Source organism: Methylovirgula sp. (assembly GCF_037200945.1).
GTDB lineage: Bacteria > Pseudomonadota > Alphaproteobacteria > Rhizobiales > Beijerinckiaceae > Methylovirgula.
Map to the genome: position 1 here is coordinate 1,934,669 of NZ_JBBCGP010000001.1, position 15,788 is coordinate 1,950,456.

General features: G+C 60.1%; 12 protein-coding genes and 1 pseudogene. 8 read left to right on the top strand and 5 right to left on the bottom strand.

Annotated elements, in window-relative coordinates; translation table 11 throughout:
• Positions 1 to 11 precede the first annotated feature (11 nt).
• Together WDN02_RS09445 and WDN02_RS09450 are read left to right on the top strand one after the other, a co-directional pair.
• Positions 12 to 473: a low molecular weight phosphatase family protein gene (locus tag WDN02_RS09445; protein WP_337293250.1), complete on the top strand. Its 462-nt coding sequence runs from the start codon at positions 12 to 14 to the stop codon at positions 471 to 473.
• 214 nt (positions 474 to 687) lie between these two features.
• Positions 688 to 1,185, top strand: a complete 498-nt coding sequence (locus tag WDN02_RS09450; RefSeq protein WP_337293251.1) for a hypothetical protein — start codon at positions 688 to 690, stop codon at positions 1,183 to 1,185.
• A 20-nt stretch (positions 1,186 to 1,205) separates the two neighbouring features.
• On the opposite strand, the gene WDN02_RS09455 is transcribed toward WDN02_RS09450, so the two are convergent.
• Positions 1,206 to 3,500: an MMPL family transporter gene (locus WDN02_RS09455; RefSeq protein WP_337294905.1), complete on the bottom strand. Its 2,295-nt coding sequence runs from the start codon at positions 3,498 to 3,500 to the stop codon at positions 1,206 to 1,208.
• Positions 3,501 to 3,865: 365 nt separating this feature from the next.
• On the opposite strand from WDN02_RS09455, the gene map reads away from it, so the two are divergent.
• The 3 genes and pseudogenes from map to WDN02_RS09470 all read left to right on the top strand — a co-directional run bounded on the left by map (position 3,866) and on the right by WDN02_RS09470 (position 7,242).
• A complete protein-coding gene (map, locus tag WDN02_RS09460) occupies positions 3,866 to 4,705 on the top strand; it encodes a type I methionyl aminopeptidase (RefSeq protein ID WP_337293252.1) in 840 nt (279 codons plus the stop codon).
• Positions 4,702 to 5,411, top strand: a pseudogene (gene radC, locus WDN02_RS09465) (DNA repair protein RadC). Before map ends, radC begins: the two are co-directional and overlap by 4 nt.
• Positions 5,412 to 5,625: 214 nt before the next feature.
• Positions 5,626 to 7,242 carry an EAL domain-containing protein gene (locus tag WDN02_RS09470; protein WP_337293253.1) on the top strand — a complete coding sequence of 539 codons (1,617 nt, stop codon included), beginning with the start codon at positions 5,626 to 5,628 and terminating at the stop codon, positions 7,240 to 7,242.
• 2 nt (positions 7,243 to 7,244) lie between these two features.
• Here the strand turns inward: WDN02_RS09470 and WDN02_RS09475 are convergent, their stop codons facing one another.
• The gene (locus tag WDN02_RS09475) at positions 7,245 to 7,544 is read right to left on the bottom strand and encodes an usg protein (protein ID WP_337293254.1); all 300 of its coding nucleotides are present in this window, start codon (positions 7,542 to 7,544) and stop codon (positions 7,245 to 7,247) included.
• Between the two features lie 184 nt (positions 7,545 to 7,728).
• Positions 7,729 to 8,223, bottom strand: coding sequence for a hypothetical protein (locus tag WDN02_RS09480; RefSeq protein ID WP_337293255.1), 495 nt, complete (start codon positions 8,221 to 8,223; stop codon positions 7,729 to 7,731).
• Between the two features lie 322 nt (positions 8,224 to 8,545).
• Here WDN02_RS09480 and WDN02_RS09485 point away from each other — a divergent pair, with 322 nt between their 5' ends.
• Both WDN02_RS09485 and pcaD read left to right on the top strand, forming a co-directional pair.
• Positions 8,546 to 10,585 carry an NAD(+) synthase gene (locus WDN02_RS09485; protein ID WP_337294906.1) on the top strand — a complete coding sequence of 680 codons (2,040 nt, stop codon included), beginning with the start codon at positions 8,546 to 8,548 and terminating at the stop codon, positions 10,583 to 10,585.
• Between the two features lie 225 nt (positions 10,586 to 10,810).
• Positions 10,811 to 12,208 (top strand): 3-oxoadipate enol-lactonase, encoded by a 1,398-nt coding sequence (pcaD, locus tag WDN02_RS09490; RefSeq protein WP_337293256.1) that lies wholly within the window; start codon positions 10,811 to 10,813, stop codon positions 12,206 to 12,208.
• Between the two features lie 9 nt (positions 12,209 to 12,217).
• On the opposite strand, the gene WDN02_RS09495 is transcribed toward pcaD, so the two are convergent.
• Entirely contained in the window at positions 12,218 to 13,657 is a 1,440-nt protein-coding gene (locus WDN02_RS09495) for an oligosaccharide flippase family protein (protein ID WP_337293257.1), read from the bottom strand.
• A 230-nt stretch (positions 13,658 to 13,887) separates the two neighbouring features.
• Here WDN02_RS09495 and WDN02_RS09500 point away from each other — a divergent pair, with 230 nt between their 5' ends.
• Positions 13,888 to 14,619, top strand: coding sequence for a cytochrome c biogenesis protein CcdA (locus WDN02_RS09500; protein WP_337293258.1), 732 nt, complete (start codon positions 13,888 to 13,890; stop codon positions 14,617 to 14,619).
• Here the strand turns inward: WDN02_RS09500 and WDN02_RS09505 are convergent, their stop codons facing one another.
• Positions 14,620 to 15,741, bottom strand: a complete 1,122-nt coding sequence (locus WDN02_RS09505; protein ID WP_337293259.1) for a branched-chain amino acid ABC transporter substrate-binding protein — start codon at positions 15,739 to 15,741, stop codon at positions 14,620 to 14,622. It abuts the gene before it with no gap.
• Positions 15,742 to 15,788 lie beyond the last annotated feature (47 nt).

Consider the following 15,788-nt stretch of genomic DNA (forward strand, 5'->3'; position numbering starts at 1 on the left):
ACGGTTCCGTCGTGTCCCCAGTCGATGCACCGCAAAAACCCGCGTGGCGACCGCAATCCATCCTCTTCGTCTGTTCGGAAAACAGCGTCCGTTCGCCCATGGCCGAAGCATTGGCGCGTAAGATTTCCGGCAACAAGATCTATGTTGCTTCGGTCGGCTTGCGGCGGGGACGGATCGATGATTTTGCGGCGACGGTCTTACGCGAAATCGGGATCGAAGGTGGCATACGGGCACCGCGCGCGCTGGAAGACTTCGAGGACGAGGCTTTCGATCTCGTCGTCAGCCTGACGCCGGAAGCGCGCGATCGTATCGCGGAGTTCGCCCGCGGCGCCCCGACGACACTTGTCTACTGGCCGACTCCCGATCCAACGGTCGTAGAGGGTTCGCGGGAGAATGTCCTGGACGCTTACCGAGGCGTGCGGGACGGGCTCGTCCGGCGCATTCGAGACTTGGTCGGAACCGAAACTGCCTGAGAGCGCTTTACGCGGATCATCGAATTGCGGCCGAAACTGGCGGGCGTTCGGTTAGCAATCTTGCGGTTGTCGCCGGCTGGGCTAAACTCGCGCGTTTTTTCGCAAGGGTCATAATCTCCCTCTGTCGTCGGATTGCAAAGGCGGCGCGCGAGAATATCTGTAGCTTGCGCCTCGGCGGAGCACCGCACGGCGGATCATATATGGAGGGATTTTCATGCCGGTGAAGTTGAGCAAACGCGTTCCGCTGGCCGTGGCGCTATTCGCGGCCGCCGCGTTTCAATACGGCGAGGCCCATGCGGACACCGCTCTGCGGTCGCTTGCCGGTTATTGGGCAGGCAGCGGCACGATCTCGATGAAGAGTGGCACGCGGGAGCGGATTCGGTGTCGTGGATCTTACGCGGTTTCGGGCGATGCGGATGCTTTGAACCAGAGCCTCGTCTGCGCGAGCGACAGCTATAAGTTCAACGTGGAGAGCAATGTTTCGGAAACGGCAGGTGGCGTTCTGAGAGGTTCGTGGGCCGAGACGACGCGTAACGCCACGGGGCAGCTTGTCGGCCGAGTCGGCGGCTCACATATCATCGCCAATGTGCAGGGTGTCGGTTTCACCGCCACGATCTCGATCATCACACGCGGGCGTTCGCAATCCGTCTCAATCGCCCCGAGCGGCGGTACGGACGTTGTCGGCGTCAACGTAAGCATGCACCGGGAATAAACACGCGCCGCTAGGACGGTTTAGCTCCAGAGCCGGTTCTGGCTCCAGCGCAAAAGCAGCATGATCGTCGGCCGTAGAATGAAAAGGTCGGCGATCAGCGCTGTCAGCATCGCGAAAGAACTCAGCCAGCCGAAAAGCCGCAGCGACGGCAATTGCGAGAAGATCGTCATTGCCAGACCGCAGGCGAGCACGATCGAGGTCAGAATGAGCGCCGGGCCGACGAGAATCGTCGCCCGTTCCACGGCAATGGCGGGATCTTCTCCGGGCGTATCTTCAAGTCGCAGACGGTTTAGGAAGTGAATCGTCGCGCTGAGGCCAAGGCCAAAGGATACGGTTAGCGCCACGACGCTGGCGAATTGCAGCCCTTGGCCCAGAACCCAAAGCGCGGCACCCGCCGTGAAGACCGGGAAGACCGCCGGCATGATGGACGCGAGCATCACCGAGAACGAGCGGAAGCAAAGTCCGATAAAGGCCGCAACGAAAACGATCTCGATTGTCAGACCACGGTTCAGCTTTTCGATCATGCCGGCGCTGTTATGCGCGGCGATGACCGCAAGGCCGGTGACGGCGATCTCGTAGCCCGGATGCGCTGCGCGCACCGTGCCGAGATTTTTATCGAGCGCATCGACGATCGGCAACAATTTGCTTGAGTCGATATCAGGGAGCCGGCCTTCGACAACTACGGCGTTTTGGTCTTTCGAGACGAACCGCTCGACCAGATATTTTGGCAGATAACTGACATATTGGCGCAACGTGTTGACATCCGACTTGCCCACCTTTTGCGCCAGCCACCGCCGTAGTGTCTCGAGCGACCAGACATTGCCGAAGCCCGCCTGCTTCTCGACGATCGAATGGACCGCGGCAATTGCTGCCAGCGTTTCCGGCGAATAGAGCGATTGGCCCTTGGGGAATTCGATGAGCACATCGACGGGTTGGGCACCGGTCAATTTGGCATCGAGCGCGCGGTTGGCCTGCACGGCCTTTTCTTTGTCTGGCACCTGATCGGCGAGATGATAACGCGGCTGAAGATCCGCGTAGATGAAGCCGAGGCCGACGACGACGATGAGGCCGCAGAGGCTGTAAAGCCCCGGCCGTGACACCATTCGCGCGGCTATCCAGCCGCAGAAGCGGCGCAGCGCATCGACGGCCATATCGGCGCCCTTGACGCTTTTGGCGAAGGCAGCCTCTTTGCGGATCAGGAACATCCCGAGCAGCGGGATGAGGGTCAATACCGAAACGAGGGCGATCAGCGTTGCGATGATTCCCGCTTCACCGAAGCTTCGGATGAGGTCCGAATTCGAGAAGGTCAGCGCGACGAAGGAAAGGCCGGCCGTCGCATGTGTCAGGACGCAGGCGGGTCCCACGACATGGATCGCCATCCGCAAGGCATCGGCCTTGCTTTGTCCAGCCAGGATCCGGTCGCGCGCCGCATAGGTGAGCTGCATCGAGTCCGAGAAGCTGATGACCATGATGAGCGGCGTCATCACGTTGAGGAACATGTTGAGCCGGAAGTCGAGCCAGCCGAGCATGCCAAGGGCGAGCAAAATTGCCAGCAATGGCGGTGCCGCCGCGATGATCATGAAGGAGATGCGGCGGAAGAACAGGATGGCGATCAGACAGCCACCAAGGAAGCCAAGCGCGTTATAGACGATGCGGTCGCGTTCGACGGCGTTGCGGATTTCGAGCTGCATCACCGGCACGCCGGACAGTTCCGCTGAAAGGCCCGATCCGGCAAGGTCTTCGTCCATCGTCTTGCGGACTTCGCCAACGACATCACGTAATTTGCCGCTGTTGACGACGGCTGGATCGAGCGCCAGCACGGCCAGGGTCAGCTTGCCGTCAAGCGAAAGCAGCTTGCCGCGCAGGATTTCGTTGCTCATCACCTTTTGAAGAAGCGCCTCATAGGCTGCGCCCTCCGGCAAAGGCTCGGGGAACAGCGGGGCTGGCAAGTGATCGCCTTCCGGCGGCTGGCGGGCGGAGAACAGCGAGATGATTCCGCGCGTGCCGTCGATCAATTGCAGGTCGGTGACCAGATCGCGAAGCTTGCTGAGATTGTCACGCGCCAGCAGTTTGTCGCCCTGGATGACGAGCAGGACGTCATACTCACTCGACGGGAAGCGTGCCGTTACGTCCTCATATTGATGAAACTCGGGCGTGTTCGAACGAAACAACTGGCTGAGCGAATCGTCGACCTTGATACGACCAATGCCAAAGGCGGCGAGAATCGCCGCGACCGCGAGCACCACGGCAACGAGATAGGGGAAGCGCAACGAGATAAGTCCGATGCGCTCGATCCCGTACGCCAGCGGATGCAGGTTGCGGCCCTCGCCAGTTGCCGGGGGTTGTTTAAGGAGTGTTTCCGGGTCTTCGCTCGACAGGATTTCTCTCCGCGGCAATCAGCGACGCGCATCGGTGTTGGCGCGAAGGCGTCTCGGCTTCTCCACACCCTGTAGTGGCGGGTGCGATTGTGGCCTAGGTGTGAAGATCGAGCGCCGACTTGTAAAGGCCCCGGGGCTTTTTTAGCGGGCCGTAAAGTACGGATAAAGCCGCTCTTTCCGCGTTTTCTGGCGTTCGGGCCGCCGGCCGCACTCGCGATGCCCAGTCGGGCGGACTTTTATCGGTCTTGCGCCAGCAGGCGGAAGGCTTAAATTATCAGCCAGTTGAATTTCCGGCGGCTCTCATGACTTTTGTCGATGCCATAGACGTATCCGGTCGCAAGACCGGCCAGATTAAATTACACGGGCCTGAGGCTTTCGAGGGGATGCGTAAGGCGGGGCGCCTGACGGCCGAGGCGCTCGACATGCTGGCGCCGTTCGTCAAGCCGGGTGTCACGACCGAGTTCCTCGATAACCTCGTCTTCGATTTCGCGATTGCGCATAACGCCTATCCCGCGCCGCTTGATTACCGCGGCTATCGCAAGTCGATCTGCACCTCGATCAACCACGTCGTCTGCCACGGTATTCCAGACCGGAAGCCACTGCGCGACGGCGACATTGTCAACATCGACGTCACCTTGATTGTCGACGGATGGCATGGCGATTCGAGCCGGATGTATCTCGTCGGCGACGTCTCGCGCCGGGCACAACGTCTGATCGAGGTGACCTATGAGGCGCTGATGCGCGGCATCGCCGTCGTCAAGCCGGGCGCGACGACAGGCGATATCGGTGCGGCAATTCAGGATTTTGCCGAAGCCGAGCGTTGCTCCGTGGTGCGCGACTTCTGCGGACACGGACTTGGCCGGCTCTTCCATGACGAGCCGAACATCCTGCATTACGGCCGGCGCGGCGAAGGCGTGGTGCTGAAGCCCGGGATGTTTTTCACTATCGAGCCGATGATCAATCTTGGCCGCCCGCACGTGAAAATCCTCTCGGACGGCTGGACCGCGGTGACGCGCGACCGTTCGATGTCGGCGCAATTCGAACATACGATCGGGGTCACGGAGACAGGCTGCGAGAATTTCACCATCTCGCCGAAAGGCCTGCACCACCCGCCTTACGATTTGCCGGCAGCCGCCGCGTGACGAAGGCGCCGGCCGACTCGGCCCCCGCCGAGGATGCGCAGCATTATGTCGGCCATCGCGAAAGGTTGCGCGGCCGCTTCCTGAAGGGTGGCGGCGACGCACTGGCCGATTACGAGCTTCTGGAACTCGTCTTATTTCGCGCGATCCCGAGGCGCACGTGAAGCCGCTCGCCAAGGCGCTGCTGGCGCGCTTCGGGTCCTTCGCCGGTGTTGTTTCGGCACGGCCAGAGCGTTTGCGGGAGATTGCCGGCCTGGGCGAGGCGGCGATCGTCGAATTGAAAATCGTGGCGGAGGCGGCCAAACGTTTCGCCAAAGTGAAGGTCGAAAATCGGCCGGCGATGGGCAGTTTCAGCGCCGTGCTGGATTATTGCCGAACGGCGATGGCCTTCCTCGATCGCGAGGAATTCCGCATTCTGTTTCTCGACAAGAAAAACCTTCTGATTGCCGATGAGGTGCAATGGACGGGCACGATCGATCACGCGCCGGTCTTTCCCCGGGAGATCATCCGCCGCGCCTTCGAGCTCAATGCAACGGCGCTTATCCTGATTCATAATCATCCGTCGGGAGATCCGTCGCCGTCACAGACCGATATCCAGATGACCCGACAGATCGTGTCTCTCGGCAAATCACTGAATGTCGCCGTCCACGATCATTTGATCATCGGCCGTGACGGCTTCACGAGCTTCAAGAGCCTCCAGCTTATTTGACTTAAATGCCATCGCCGGCGCAATTGCCTTGGCTGATATTCTATTTGCGCCAAGGGGCAGTTTTCCCAACACTAAGTTAACCCACCGCGAATACTATTGGGGCTTCCCGATAGGGACTTGCCGCTGGACGTTAGCTATCGCCGCGCAGGCGGGAGTCGCCAACGGGGCCGATCGGCTTGCCGGTGTGGGGCAGGTCAGACGATTTGGAGTCGCAATGCGTCCCGGCTTTCTGTCCAAGTTGAAGGTGACGGTCGGCGATCGCAATGTGCCGGCGCTTCAACTTTGGATCGCCTGCAACTTTGTGTCGATGGCGCTCATCCTCGTCCTCGGCATGCGCCTCGGCTGGGCGTTCTTCGCGAGTCATGCCTTTTTGTCATCTTTATCCTGGGACTTCGCATGGATGGCGCTCGTCTCGAACCTCTGGCTGCTGGCCGCCATCATCACGGTTCGGCTGGTGATGGCCTGGCTGGCCTATCACGTTCTTGACGGGCTCCGGAGCAGCGAAGCCGCCGCGCGGCAGGTGGCCGGCCGTGATGCTCTATCCGGTCTGCCCAATCGTTTCCTCTTCAATGCCCTCGTTGATGCAGAAATCGCCCGCTGCAAGCGCGGGCGTCACCAGTTCGCGCTGTTTTACCTCGACCTCGATCATTTCAAGCAAGCCAACGACACTTTCGGCCATGATGTCGGCGACCGTCTGATTGTGGCTGTCACCCGACGCCTGGCCGACGTCCTGCGCTCCTGCGATCATTTTGCTCGTCTCGGCGGCGATGAGTTCGCCCTCATGCAGGCCGATGTAAACGAGCCGCGCGATTGCGCCCGTCTCGCACAGCGCATTCTCGACGCCATGAGCTTGCCGTTCGATATCGGTGGCCAGCAGATTTTCATCGGCATCTCCATCGGGATCGCGCTCTGTCCACAAAATGCGACCGATTGTCAGGAGCTCATGCGGCTTGCCGATCTCGCGCTGTATCGCTCAAAACAGGCCGGGCGCAACCGCTTCGCCTTTTTCGAGGCGAAGATGGGCGAAGAGTTGCGCATGCGGCAGAGCGCAGAAGATGAATTGCGCACGGCGATCGAGAACAATGAGCTCGAACTTCTCTATCAACCAATCATTTCATCGACTGACGACAAAATCATTTGCGTCGAAGCATTGGCGCGCTGGCGACATAAGACCTACGGGCTGCTGTCGGCAGATAGCTTCATCCCGCTCGCCGAGGAGCGCGGCCTTATCGTCCAGCTCGGCGAATGGGCGCTGCGCCGCGCTTGCGCGGATGCCATGCGCTGGCCCGGCATCAAGGTCGCCATCAACGTGTCGCCGATTCAATTTCGGCAAAAGGATTTTGTCGCGACGGTCAATCGTGTTCTGACCGAGTCCGGAATTGACCCTCAGCGTGTCGAGCTTGAATTGACCGAAGGCGTCATCATCGCCGATGCGGACCTCGCCGAACATTCGATGATCGATTTGCGCGCGCTCGGCGTCCACATGGTGCTCGATGACTTTGGCACCGGATATTCGAGCCTGATCTATCTGCGCCGGTTTGCTTTCGACAAAATCAAGATCGACCGCTCGTTCCTTGAATCTATGGAAGACTCCGGCGAAAGCGTCATCATCGTCCGTTCCATCGTCGATCTCGGGCGCTCGCTTGGTCTGCGCGTTACCGCGGAAGGTGTAGAAACCGAGGAGCAGGCGCGACTCTTGCGGTCGATCAGTTGTGACGAATTGCAGGGCTTTTTATTCGCGCGCCCAATGTCGGTCGAGGATATCGATCAACGCCTTGAGGATGAGAACGCGCGGGAGCTTTTGCCGGTCTCCGCGCGCTCGGTCGCTTAAGCTCAGTGAATGCGGAATTCGGTCCCGAACGTGCGAATCTCGGCCGGCTTAATCAAAGCTGAGTGGCCGACGCGGACGCTATAGAGCGGCCCGTCGAGCTTCTCCTGCCAGAAAGCAAGAAACTTCATCAAGATCGGGAATTTTGGCGCGAGGTCGTAGTCTTGCCAGAGAAAGCTTTGCAGGACGAGTGGATGATCCGGCATACGGTAGAGAATCTCCGCCGTCGTTAAACCGTAGCCGGCTAATTGTCTGATGAAATCGTCTGAAACCGACGCCCGTCCGCTCGCGCTCCTACTCGCCATATCGCGATCCCCCTCTGGAGGCCTCATCCCGGCGAATCGACTGTCATCGCTCCGCCGTAATGGTTAATTTCGCGCGCAAATGGTTAACGAATTTTTGATCTTACAGATTGAGAATCCGGCCGCGTGGCCAAAAAGAAATCGGCGGCTAATGCCGCCGATCGCCAATTCGAAATATTGGGAAGGGTTAGCGATGGCCGCCGTGGCCACCACCGCCGTGCCCGCCACCACCATGTCCGCCGCCGCCATGGAAGCCGCCGCCATGGAAGCCGCCACCGCCGTGGAAGCCGCCGCCGTGGCCACCGCCGTGCCAACCACCACCGCCGCCGTGCCAGCCACCACCATGCCAGCCACCACCATGCCAACCGCCGCCATGCCAGCCACCGCCGCCATGCCAGCCACCGCCGCCACCGTGCCAGCCATGCCAACCATAGCCGCCGCCCCAGCCGAAGCCGCGACGCCAGCTATAGCCGCACCAATACCAGCCGGGACCGCGCCAGCCATCGGGATACCAGCAATAATTCTGACCACCCCAAGCGTATTGGGTTTTCTCGATGGCTGCGAGGCCATCGGCCGATTGTTCAACCGCCGACTGACCGGCGAAGGGCGCAGCCTGCGCGACGGGAACCATCGCGCTCCCGGCTAACGCTGCTGCTGTAAGGCTCGAAAGAAGTAAACGCACTTCGGTCTCCTTTAGCGTAGAATGTTTGCAGGCTAGAACGTGCAAGCCGCCTGCGGGCCATTCCATTGCATCAAAGCGCGGTTGATTCGAAGTTGAGTTTGCACTGCGAAGACAACCGCATAATCTTGAATCTGCGACTTGCCGCGTGAACGCTAGATGAATTCTTCAGAGCGGCTGTGCGCGAAAACACTGTCGCAATTAACTGCGTTTGCGCGAACCCGAAGCAACGCATTTAAATGGGAATGGTTCGAGCGCGAGAATGATTTATCTTGTTACCTGATTTACGGCGTTACGCCGGCCTCGCACGAGACAAATGATATTGATGGATTTCCGCTCGATCTATAGTCAGGGTTTTGCACGCGTCGCAGCCTGCACGACGACGTGCCGTCTGGCCGACCCCGGTGCCAATGCGGAGGCAATTCTCGCCTTGCTGGGCGAGGTCGATGCGAAGGCAGCCGCACTCGCGGTTTTCCCCGAACTTGCCTTGTCCGGCTATGCGATCGACGACTTGCTGCTGCAGGATACATTGCATACGGCGATTGCCGCTGCCGTGGAACGCCTCGTGGCAGCATCGGCCCATCTTCTGCCGCTGATATTTGTCGGCGCGCCGCTGCGTTATGAAGGGCGGCTATATAATTGCGCGCTTGCCATTCATCGCGGTCAGTTGCTTGGTGTCATACCGAAGGTTCATCTGCCGAATTATCGTGAGTTTTATGAGCGCCGGCATTTTGCGTCGGGCCATGGGATGAGCGGCGAGATCGTGATCGGCGACCTTCGCGCGCCGTTCGGTCCGGATCTTTTGTTTGTCGCAGAGGATGTGCCCGGCCTCGTCGTTCATGCCGAAATTTGCGAGGACCTTTGGGTGCCGGTGCCGCAATCGTCACTCGCAGCTTTGGCGGGCGCGACGGTCCTCGCCAATCTTTCAGCGAGCAACATTACGATCGGCAAGAGCGAAACACGGCAATTGCTCATCAAGTCGCAATCGCAGCGCTGCCTCGCGGCCTATCTTTATTCCGCGGCCGGGAAGGGCGAATCAACGACCGATCTCGCCTGGGATGGCGAAACAACCATCGCCGAAAATGGCACGATCCTCGCTGAATCGGCGCGCTTCTCCGATCATGCGCAATTCGTGCTCGCCGATATCGATCTTGATCTCATCGCCCAGGAGCGGCTGCGGCAGGGCACGTTCGACGATAACCGCCGCTATGTCGGCGTCGCGCCGGAAGATTTCCGGCAGATCGATTTTCGTCTTTCTCCACCGACGGGGGATGTCGGACTGGAGCGCAACGTCGCGCGTTTTCCGTTCGTCCCGGCTGACCCGGCGCGTTTGGCCCAGGATTGCTACGAGGCCTACAACATTCAGGTGAGCGCCCTCGAGCAGCGTCTCACGGCAACGAAAATCGACAAGCTTGTCATCGGCGTCTCGGGAGGCCTCGACTCGACGCATGCGTTGATCGTCGCGGCCAAAGCGATGGATCGTCTCGGCAAGCCGCGCAGCAACATCCTCGCTTACACGATGCCAGGTTTCGCCACGAGCGAAGCAACCAAGGCCAATGCCTTCGCCCTGATGAAGGCGCTTGGCGTCAGCAGCAAAGAGCTCGATATCACCGAGACCGCGCGGCTGATGCTGACCAACATCGGCCATCCCTACGGCAGCGGCGAAAATATCTACGACATCACTTTCGAGAACGTGCAGGCTGGCTTGCGGACGGATTATCTTTTCCGTCTCGCCAATCTGCACGGCGCGCTGGTCCTCGGCACGGGCGACCTCTCCGAATTGGCGCTTGGTTGGGCCACCTATGGTGTGGGTGACCAGATGTCCCATTACGCGGTCAATGCCGGCGTTCCCAAGACCTTGATCCAATATCTGATCCGCTGGTGCATCGCGACGGGCCAGTTTGCTGCCGGCGTTTCGACGACGCTTGAATCCATTTTGCAGACAGAAATTTCGCCCGAACTCGTCCCCGCTGGCGCGAGCGGCGCCGTGCAAAGCACCGAGGCGATTATCGGCCCCTATGAGCTTCAGGACTTCAATCTTTTCTACGTCTTGCGCTATGGCTTCCGGCCCTCAAAGATCGCATTCCTGTCTGAGGCCGCGTGGGGCGATGTCGCCAAAGGCGAATGGCCGCAGGATTTTCCAGAAGATCGCCGCCACGCTTACGATCTCGCGCAGATTCGCGGCTGGCTTGAGGTTTTCATCCGACGTTTCTTCGGCTTCAGTCAGTTCAAGCGCTCGGCATTGCCGAACGGGCCGAAGGTCGTTGCCGGTGGCTCGCTGTCGCCGCGCAGCGACTGGCGCGCGCCGTCCGATGGCAATGCCAAAATCTGGTTGGACGATCTCGCTAAAGTGCCGAAGCGTTAGACCAGATTTTATGCGTTTAACTATTTGATTTTAAAAATATATTTATCATAATGCCACCGCGCCGCGCGATTGCTGTGTTCTCGACGGACGCAGACGCGGACAACTTTCGCATCAACGCGGTGATTATCTACGTCGCAGTCCCTTGCGGCGTTTCACGAGCAAGCTAGTTTACGTTTGCGCCGTTGATCATCGGGCCTGACGCGGCGCGAGCGGGAGAAAGCGGCAATGACAGAAACCATCATCGACGGCGATGCCTTCAATATCATTGTCGAGGGCGACGCGGACGCCCCGGCGATCTTGCTGGTGCATTCGCTGGGGACCAATCTTCATGTTTTCGATCGGCAAGTCGCGGCCCTGACACCGCACTTCCGGCTTGTCCGCTTCGATGCGCGGGGCCATGGCGGCAGTCGCGTCAGCGAGGGGCCCTATTCGATCGATCAGCTCGGCAAGGACGCCCTCGCGGTCCTCGATGCGTTGAAGATCGATAAGGCGCATTTTGTCGGTCTATCGGCGGGCGGCCTTATCGGGCTGTGGCTGCTGCGTCATGCGCCGGAGCGGATCGAACGTGCTGTTCTCGCCAATGTCGCAGCGCAGATCGGCAGCGCGGATATCTGGAACGAGCGCATCCGCACGGTGGCGGCAAATGGCGTCGAAGCCCTCGCGCCGGGTCTCGTCGAGAATTGGTTCACCCGGCAATATCGCGAGCAGCATCCCGAAGTGATCGAACGTTTTGAACAGACGCTGGCGGCGATGAGCTCCGAGGGTTATGCGGGCGGCGCCGTGGCTGTGCGGGATGCCGATTTCCGCTCTGGGCTCGCCGAGGTTCGCCATCCAGTTCTTGTGGTCGTTGGCAAGCATGATTCGGTGACGCCGCCAGGCGTCGGCGCTTTGGTTGCGGGCGCTATTCCCGGGGCGAAGACTGTGACTCTGGAAGCGGCGCATCTGTCGCCGGTCGAAGCCGCCGAGGCGTTCAACGATGCCGTCCTCGAATTTTTGCTCGATGCGGGCATAGAACCCGAAGTCGGAGCGCTGGCGAGCGAAGCGCCGCCGAAACGGCCTCGTAAACCCCGCACGCCAAAGCCAAAGCCCGCGCCAATCGCGGAGCCCGCGCACGAAGTTCATGCCGGGCCTGTCGCGGTCGAACCGCCGAAGCCGCGGCCCCGCGCCGCGCCGAAACCGAAGGCTGAAGAACCGGCGGTTCCGGCCCCGGTTGCACGGCCCGCACGTAAATCAGCGGCCAAGAAATCCACGCCCAAGAAATCAGCGGCCAAGAAATCCATGGCGAAGAAATCTGCCGCGAAAAAAACGACGCGCAAAGCCGTTGCGAAAAAACGCGTCGTGAAAAAGGCGACGGTCAAGAAGGTCGCGGCGAAGAAGGCCGGACTGAAGAAGGCGGTCAAAAAATCGGCGCGTAAACAGGCTGCCAAAAAGCACACGGTCGCCAAAAAGGCACCACGCAAAACGGCAGCGAAAAAACACGCGTCCAAGAAGGCAGTGAAAAAGGCGGCTCGCAAGGGCGTGGTCAAGAAGCTGGCGCGCAAAACGGCCAAGCGTTCGGCGAAGAAAGCGATCGTCAGGAAAACGCTGCGTCGAGGCCCGGCGCGTCGCGGCGGACGGCGGTAAAAGGCGGCATCAGGAAGATGCTTGTAGCCGCGCGAGGATCGGCCTTAACCGGGCGACGGCGACCTCGCGCAGATTTGCGATGTCGAATACATAGACGAAGAAACAGTAGATCAGGGTCCCAGCGGTGACCTGCTCGACGAGCGTCAATAATCCAGGATGGCGCTCGCGCAGCGGCAAGAGCGCGGCAGCCATGGCAGCCGTTGCGAGCGCAGCGAGGGCAAGGTCGCGCGGGCGCGGCCATTGCGGCTTGGTAAAACTCGCCATAACGACAAGCGCGATTAGACCAGCGATGTAGGCGCCAGTCTGAGCGATGGCGAGGCTCGACGCATCCGAGTTCTTCGGCAGGACGACGATCAGCAAAGCATCGACGAGGCAGGCGATCACTGCTGCGGCGATCAGCGGCGCGGTACGTTTGGCAATCTGGAAGATCGGGTTGATGCCGAACTGCACGATCGCCGAACTGAAGAGGCCGGCCATCATCAGCGTCAGCAATTGCCCGAATGGCCCGCGATAGGCGACCGGGACGACGACATTTTCGACGGACGGCAACGTCAGCCAGATGCCGGTGCAGGCCGGCAGGACGACGGCGATGACGATCGCCATGTTGCGCGCCACCTGGGTCCTCGCCTTGCTTGGCCCGTGTTGCTCGTGCAGCGCGACGGCAATCTGAAACAAAACCACGTCGAGCGTTGAGCCGATCGCCTGAATCGCCTTGCTGCCAAGGTCGAAGGCGAGCGAAAACTGTCCCGTCTCCGAGAAACCATAGAGCGTCGCGACGATGGCTCGATTGGCCAAGGGGATCGATAGATAGAGGACGTTCGCGCAGACGATCGGCAGCGAATAAGAAAAGATCAATTTGGCAGTCGCAAGACTCGCATGCTGGCGCGTCGTGCCGTGATCGCGCAGCGCTGCGCGCGCGGTAATAACGGCGCCGGACATGCTGAGGATGCTCCCGGCGAGCGCCATGGTGGCGGAGTGAAAGATAAAAGCCCCGCCGCCTGTCAGTAACAAGGCCAAAGCATTCTTCACCAGGACAAGCCGGGTATAGAGCTGGTCGTGGAATCGTGCACGCACAAGAGCGGTGTTGTAATCGAAAACGCCGTTCGAGACCGCTGTGACCAGCGCCAGTGCGATCAGTCCGTTCGAAAGCTTGAAATGTGCGCCGGAGAGAAACATCACGCTCGACGCCACGCCGATCGACAGGGCAATGGTGATGAAGCTGACATCGAGCGTCGCGCGCAGGGTCGGGTTTTCGGTGCGCACGCGTTCGGAATAGAAACGTGTCGCGCCGAGTTTCAGACAATCGAAAAACGCGCTCTGCACTGCAACGGCGACGGCGAAGGCCAATGCGAAACGGCCATATTCGGCAGGCCCGAGGAACCTCGCGACCAGAAGGCCAATCGCAAAATTACAGAGAACATTGAAGAAAAACGCGGCAAGAACCCTCATGCCGGGGGCTCAGCGGCTGGCATGGCCGGGGCTTCGGCGAAGTAATAGGCACGGGGTGGATGAGGGTGCGGCGTGATCATTTGAGCTGCTGCTTTGTAATCAATTTTTCTTGTGAATGTGTTGCGGGCAGGGCCGGACGCCAAAGGCATTCCCCCAACTCGCCTTATAGCCTCGGAGAGGGTTGATAAAGACTGCTTTCTTACGCATGGCTTTGGCGCTAGGAACGCCCAATGGCAACAAACGTCACGCTTTCCGCAGCCGCAGCGGCCGGACTCTTGTCCTTTCTCAGCCCCTGCGTTCTACCACTCGTTCCTCCCTATCTGACCTTTATCGCCGGTACGACCATCGAGGACGTGGCGACTGAAAAAGTCGGACGCGCCCGGCGCGACATTTTCCTTGCGGCGGTCCTGTTCGTTGCCGGTTTCTCGACGGTCTTCGTGGCGCTTGGCGCGACAGCCTCATTTTTCGGCCAGGCGTTACGCGCTCATATCGCGACCCTGTCGCTTCTCGCCGGTTTCGCGATCATCGCGATGGGCCTGCATTTCCTCGGCGTTTTCCGTCTGAATCTGCTCTATCGGGAAAAACGCCTCGAGGTTCAAAAGCCGCTCGGTCTCTGGGGCGCTTATGTCATGGGGCTCGCGTTCGCGTTTGGCTGGACGCCGTGCATCGGGCCGATTCTCGCCGCCATTCTGGCGATCGCGGCGTCGGAAGCGACGGCCGCGCGCGGCGCCGGTCTGTTGGCGATCTATTCGCTCGGGCTTGGCGTTCCGTTTTTGCTCGCCGCCGCGGCGCTCGGGCCGTTCCTGGGCTTTTTGAAAAGGTTCAAGGCACATTTCGGCAGCGTTGAGCGCGTCGTCGGCGTGCTGCTGATTGCAACCGGCGTCGCCTTCCTCACCGGCACAATGCAGAACCTATCCTTCTGGCTGATTCAGGCTTTTCCCGGTCTCGCCAAAATCGGCTGATTATTGGGTCGCAAGTTCGCCATATTCGAGCTGATCCTCGTAGCCGCGGCGCCATACATAGACAGCATAATCCGGCGTGGTGACATCTCCCTTCGCGTCATAGGTGAGCGTGCCGAGAACGGTTGGAAACGGCCGACCGGAATGGATCGTCTTGGCGATTGTCACGGGGTCGAATGTGCCCGCGGCTTTTGCCGCCTGCGCCAACACTTCGACGGCGGCGTAGGCATTGAGGGTGAAAACCTCGGGATCGATATCGCGCGCGCGAAATTCTCTCACCACGCCCGCAGCCTGTAGGCGCCTGCGTGGATCGGCGGGGAAGGTCATCAGCGCACCCTCGACCGCAGCCTCTCCGGCTCTCGCAAATTCGTCCGACGCCAGGGAATCGGTGCCTAAAAGCTGCGCGGTTATGCTCTCTGCGCGCATCTTCTTCAGGAGAAGACCGGCGTCCGCATCGCCGCCACCCCAATAAACCAGATCGGCTGCCGCTGCCTTGATCCGTCCGACAAGCCGTCCGTAATCCTTGCTGCCTTTGTCGATGCCCGCGTAAAGCACATCCTGAATGCCGGCTTTGGCAAGCCGCTGCCGAACATCGTCCGCGAGTTCTTTGCCATAGGCTGTGTTGTCGAACAGGATCGCGATCTTTTTGCCCGTCTGCGCGGCGAGATATTTCGCGGCGACCGCGCTTTGTTGATCGTCACGGCCACAGGTCCGGAAGATGAGATCAAGGCCGCGTTCAGTGATCTGAGGATTTGTCGCCGAAGGCGTGATTTCGAGAATGGAATGGTTGGCGTAGATCTCCGACGCCGCGAGCGTGATGCTCGAATAAAAATGCCCAATGACGAAAAAAATCTTCTCGTCCACGAGGCGATTGGCGATGGCTATTCCCTGCTTGAGATCGCCGCGATCATCGAACGGGACGATGATGAATTTCTGGCCCAAAACGCCGCCCTTGGCGTTAATGTCCGTAGCCGCCTGTTCGGCGCCATTGCGCAATTGCGTGCCGAAGACCGCATCCGGGCCGCTCAAGGGCGCCGCGAGGGCGATCTTGATCTCAGCCCGCGCCGGACTGGCGAGCGCCAAGAGAATTGAAAAGAGCGTCAAAAGAAGAAAATGGGGCCGCACCGCCGCTGTCCACCCAAGGCTTTGTTTGTCGGTCTGATCCTACTATC

Bases quoted from the DNA above. Each gene is read 5' to 3' on its own strand.
- map (WP_337293252.1), top strand. From the start codon at position 3,866: ATGACTTTTGTCGATGCCATAGACGTATCCGGTCGCAAGACCGGCCAG.
- WDN02_RS09500 (WP_337293258.1), top strand. From the start codon at position 13,888: ATGGCAACAAACGTCACGCTTTCCGCAGCCGCAGCGGCCGGACTCTTG.
- WDN02_RS09450 (WP_337293251.1), top strand. From the start codon at position 688: ATGCCGGTGAAGTTGAGCAAACGCGTTCCGCTGGCCGTGGCGCTATTC.
- WDN02_RS09475 (WP_337293254.1), bottom strand. From the start codon at position 7,544: ATGGCGAGTAGGAGCGCGAGCGGACGGGCGTCGGTTTCAGACGATTTC.
- WDN02_RS09495 (WP_337293257.1), bottom strand. From the start codon at position 13,657: ATGAGGGTTCTTGCCGCGTTTTTCTTCAATGTTCTCTGTAATTTTGCG.
- pcaD (WP_337293256.1), top strand. From the start codon at position 10,811: ATGACAGAAACCATCATCGACGGCGATGCCTTCAATATCATTGTCGAG.
- WDN02_RS09485 (WP_337294906.1), top strand. From the start codon at position 8,546: ATGGATTTCCGCTCGATCTATAGTCAGGGTTTTGCACGCGTCGCAGCC.
- WDN02_RS09470 (WP_337293253.1), top strand. From the start codon at position 5,626: ATGCGTCCCGGCTTTCTGTCCAAGTTGAAGGTGACGGTCGGCGATCGC.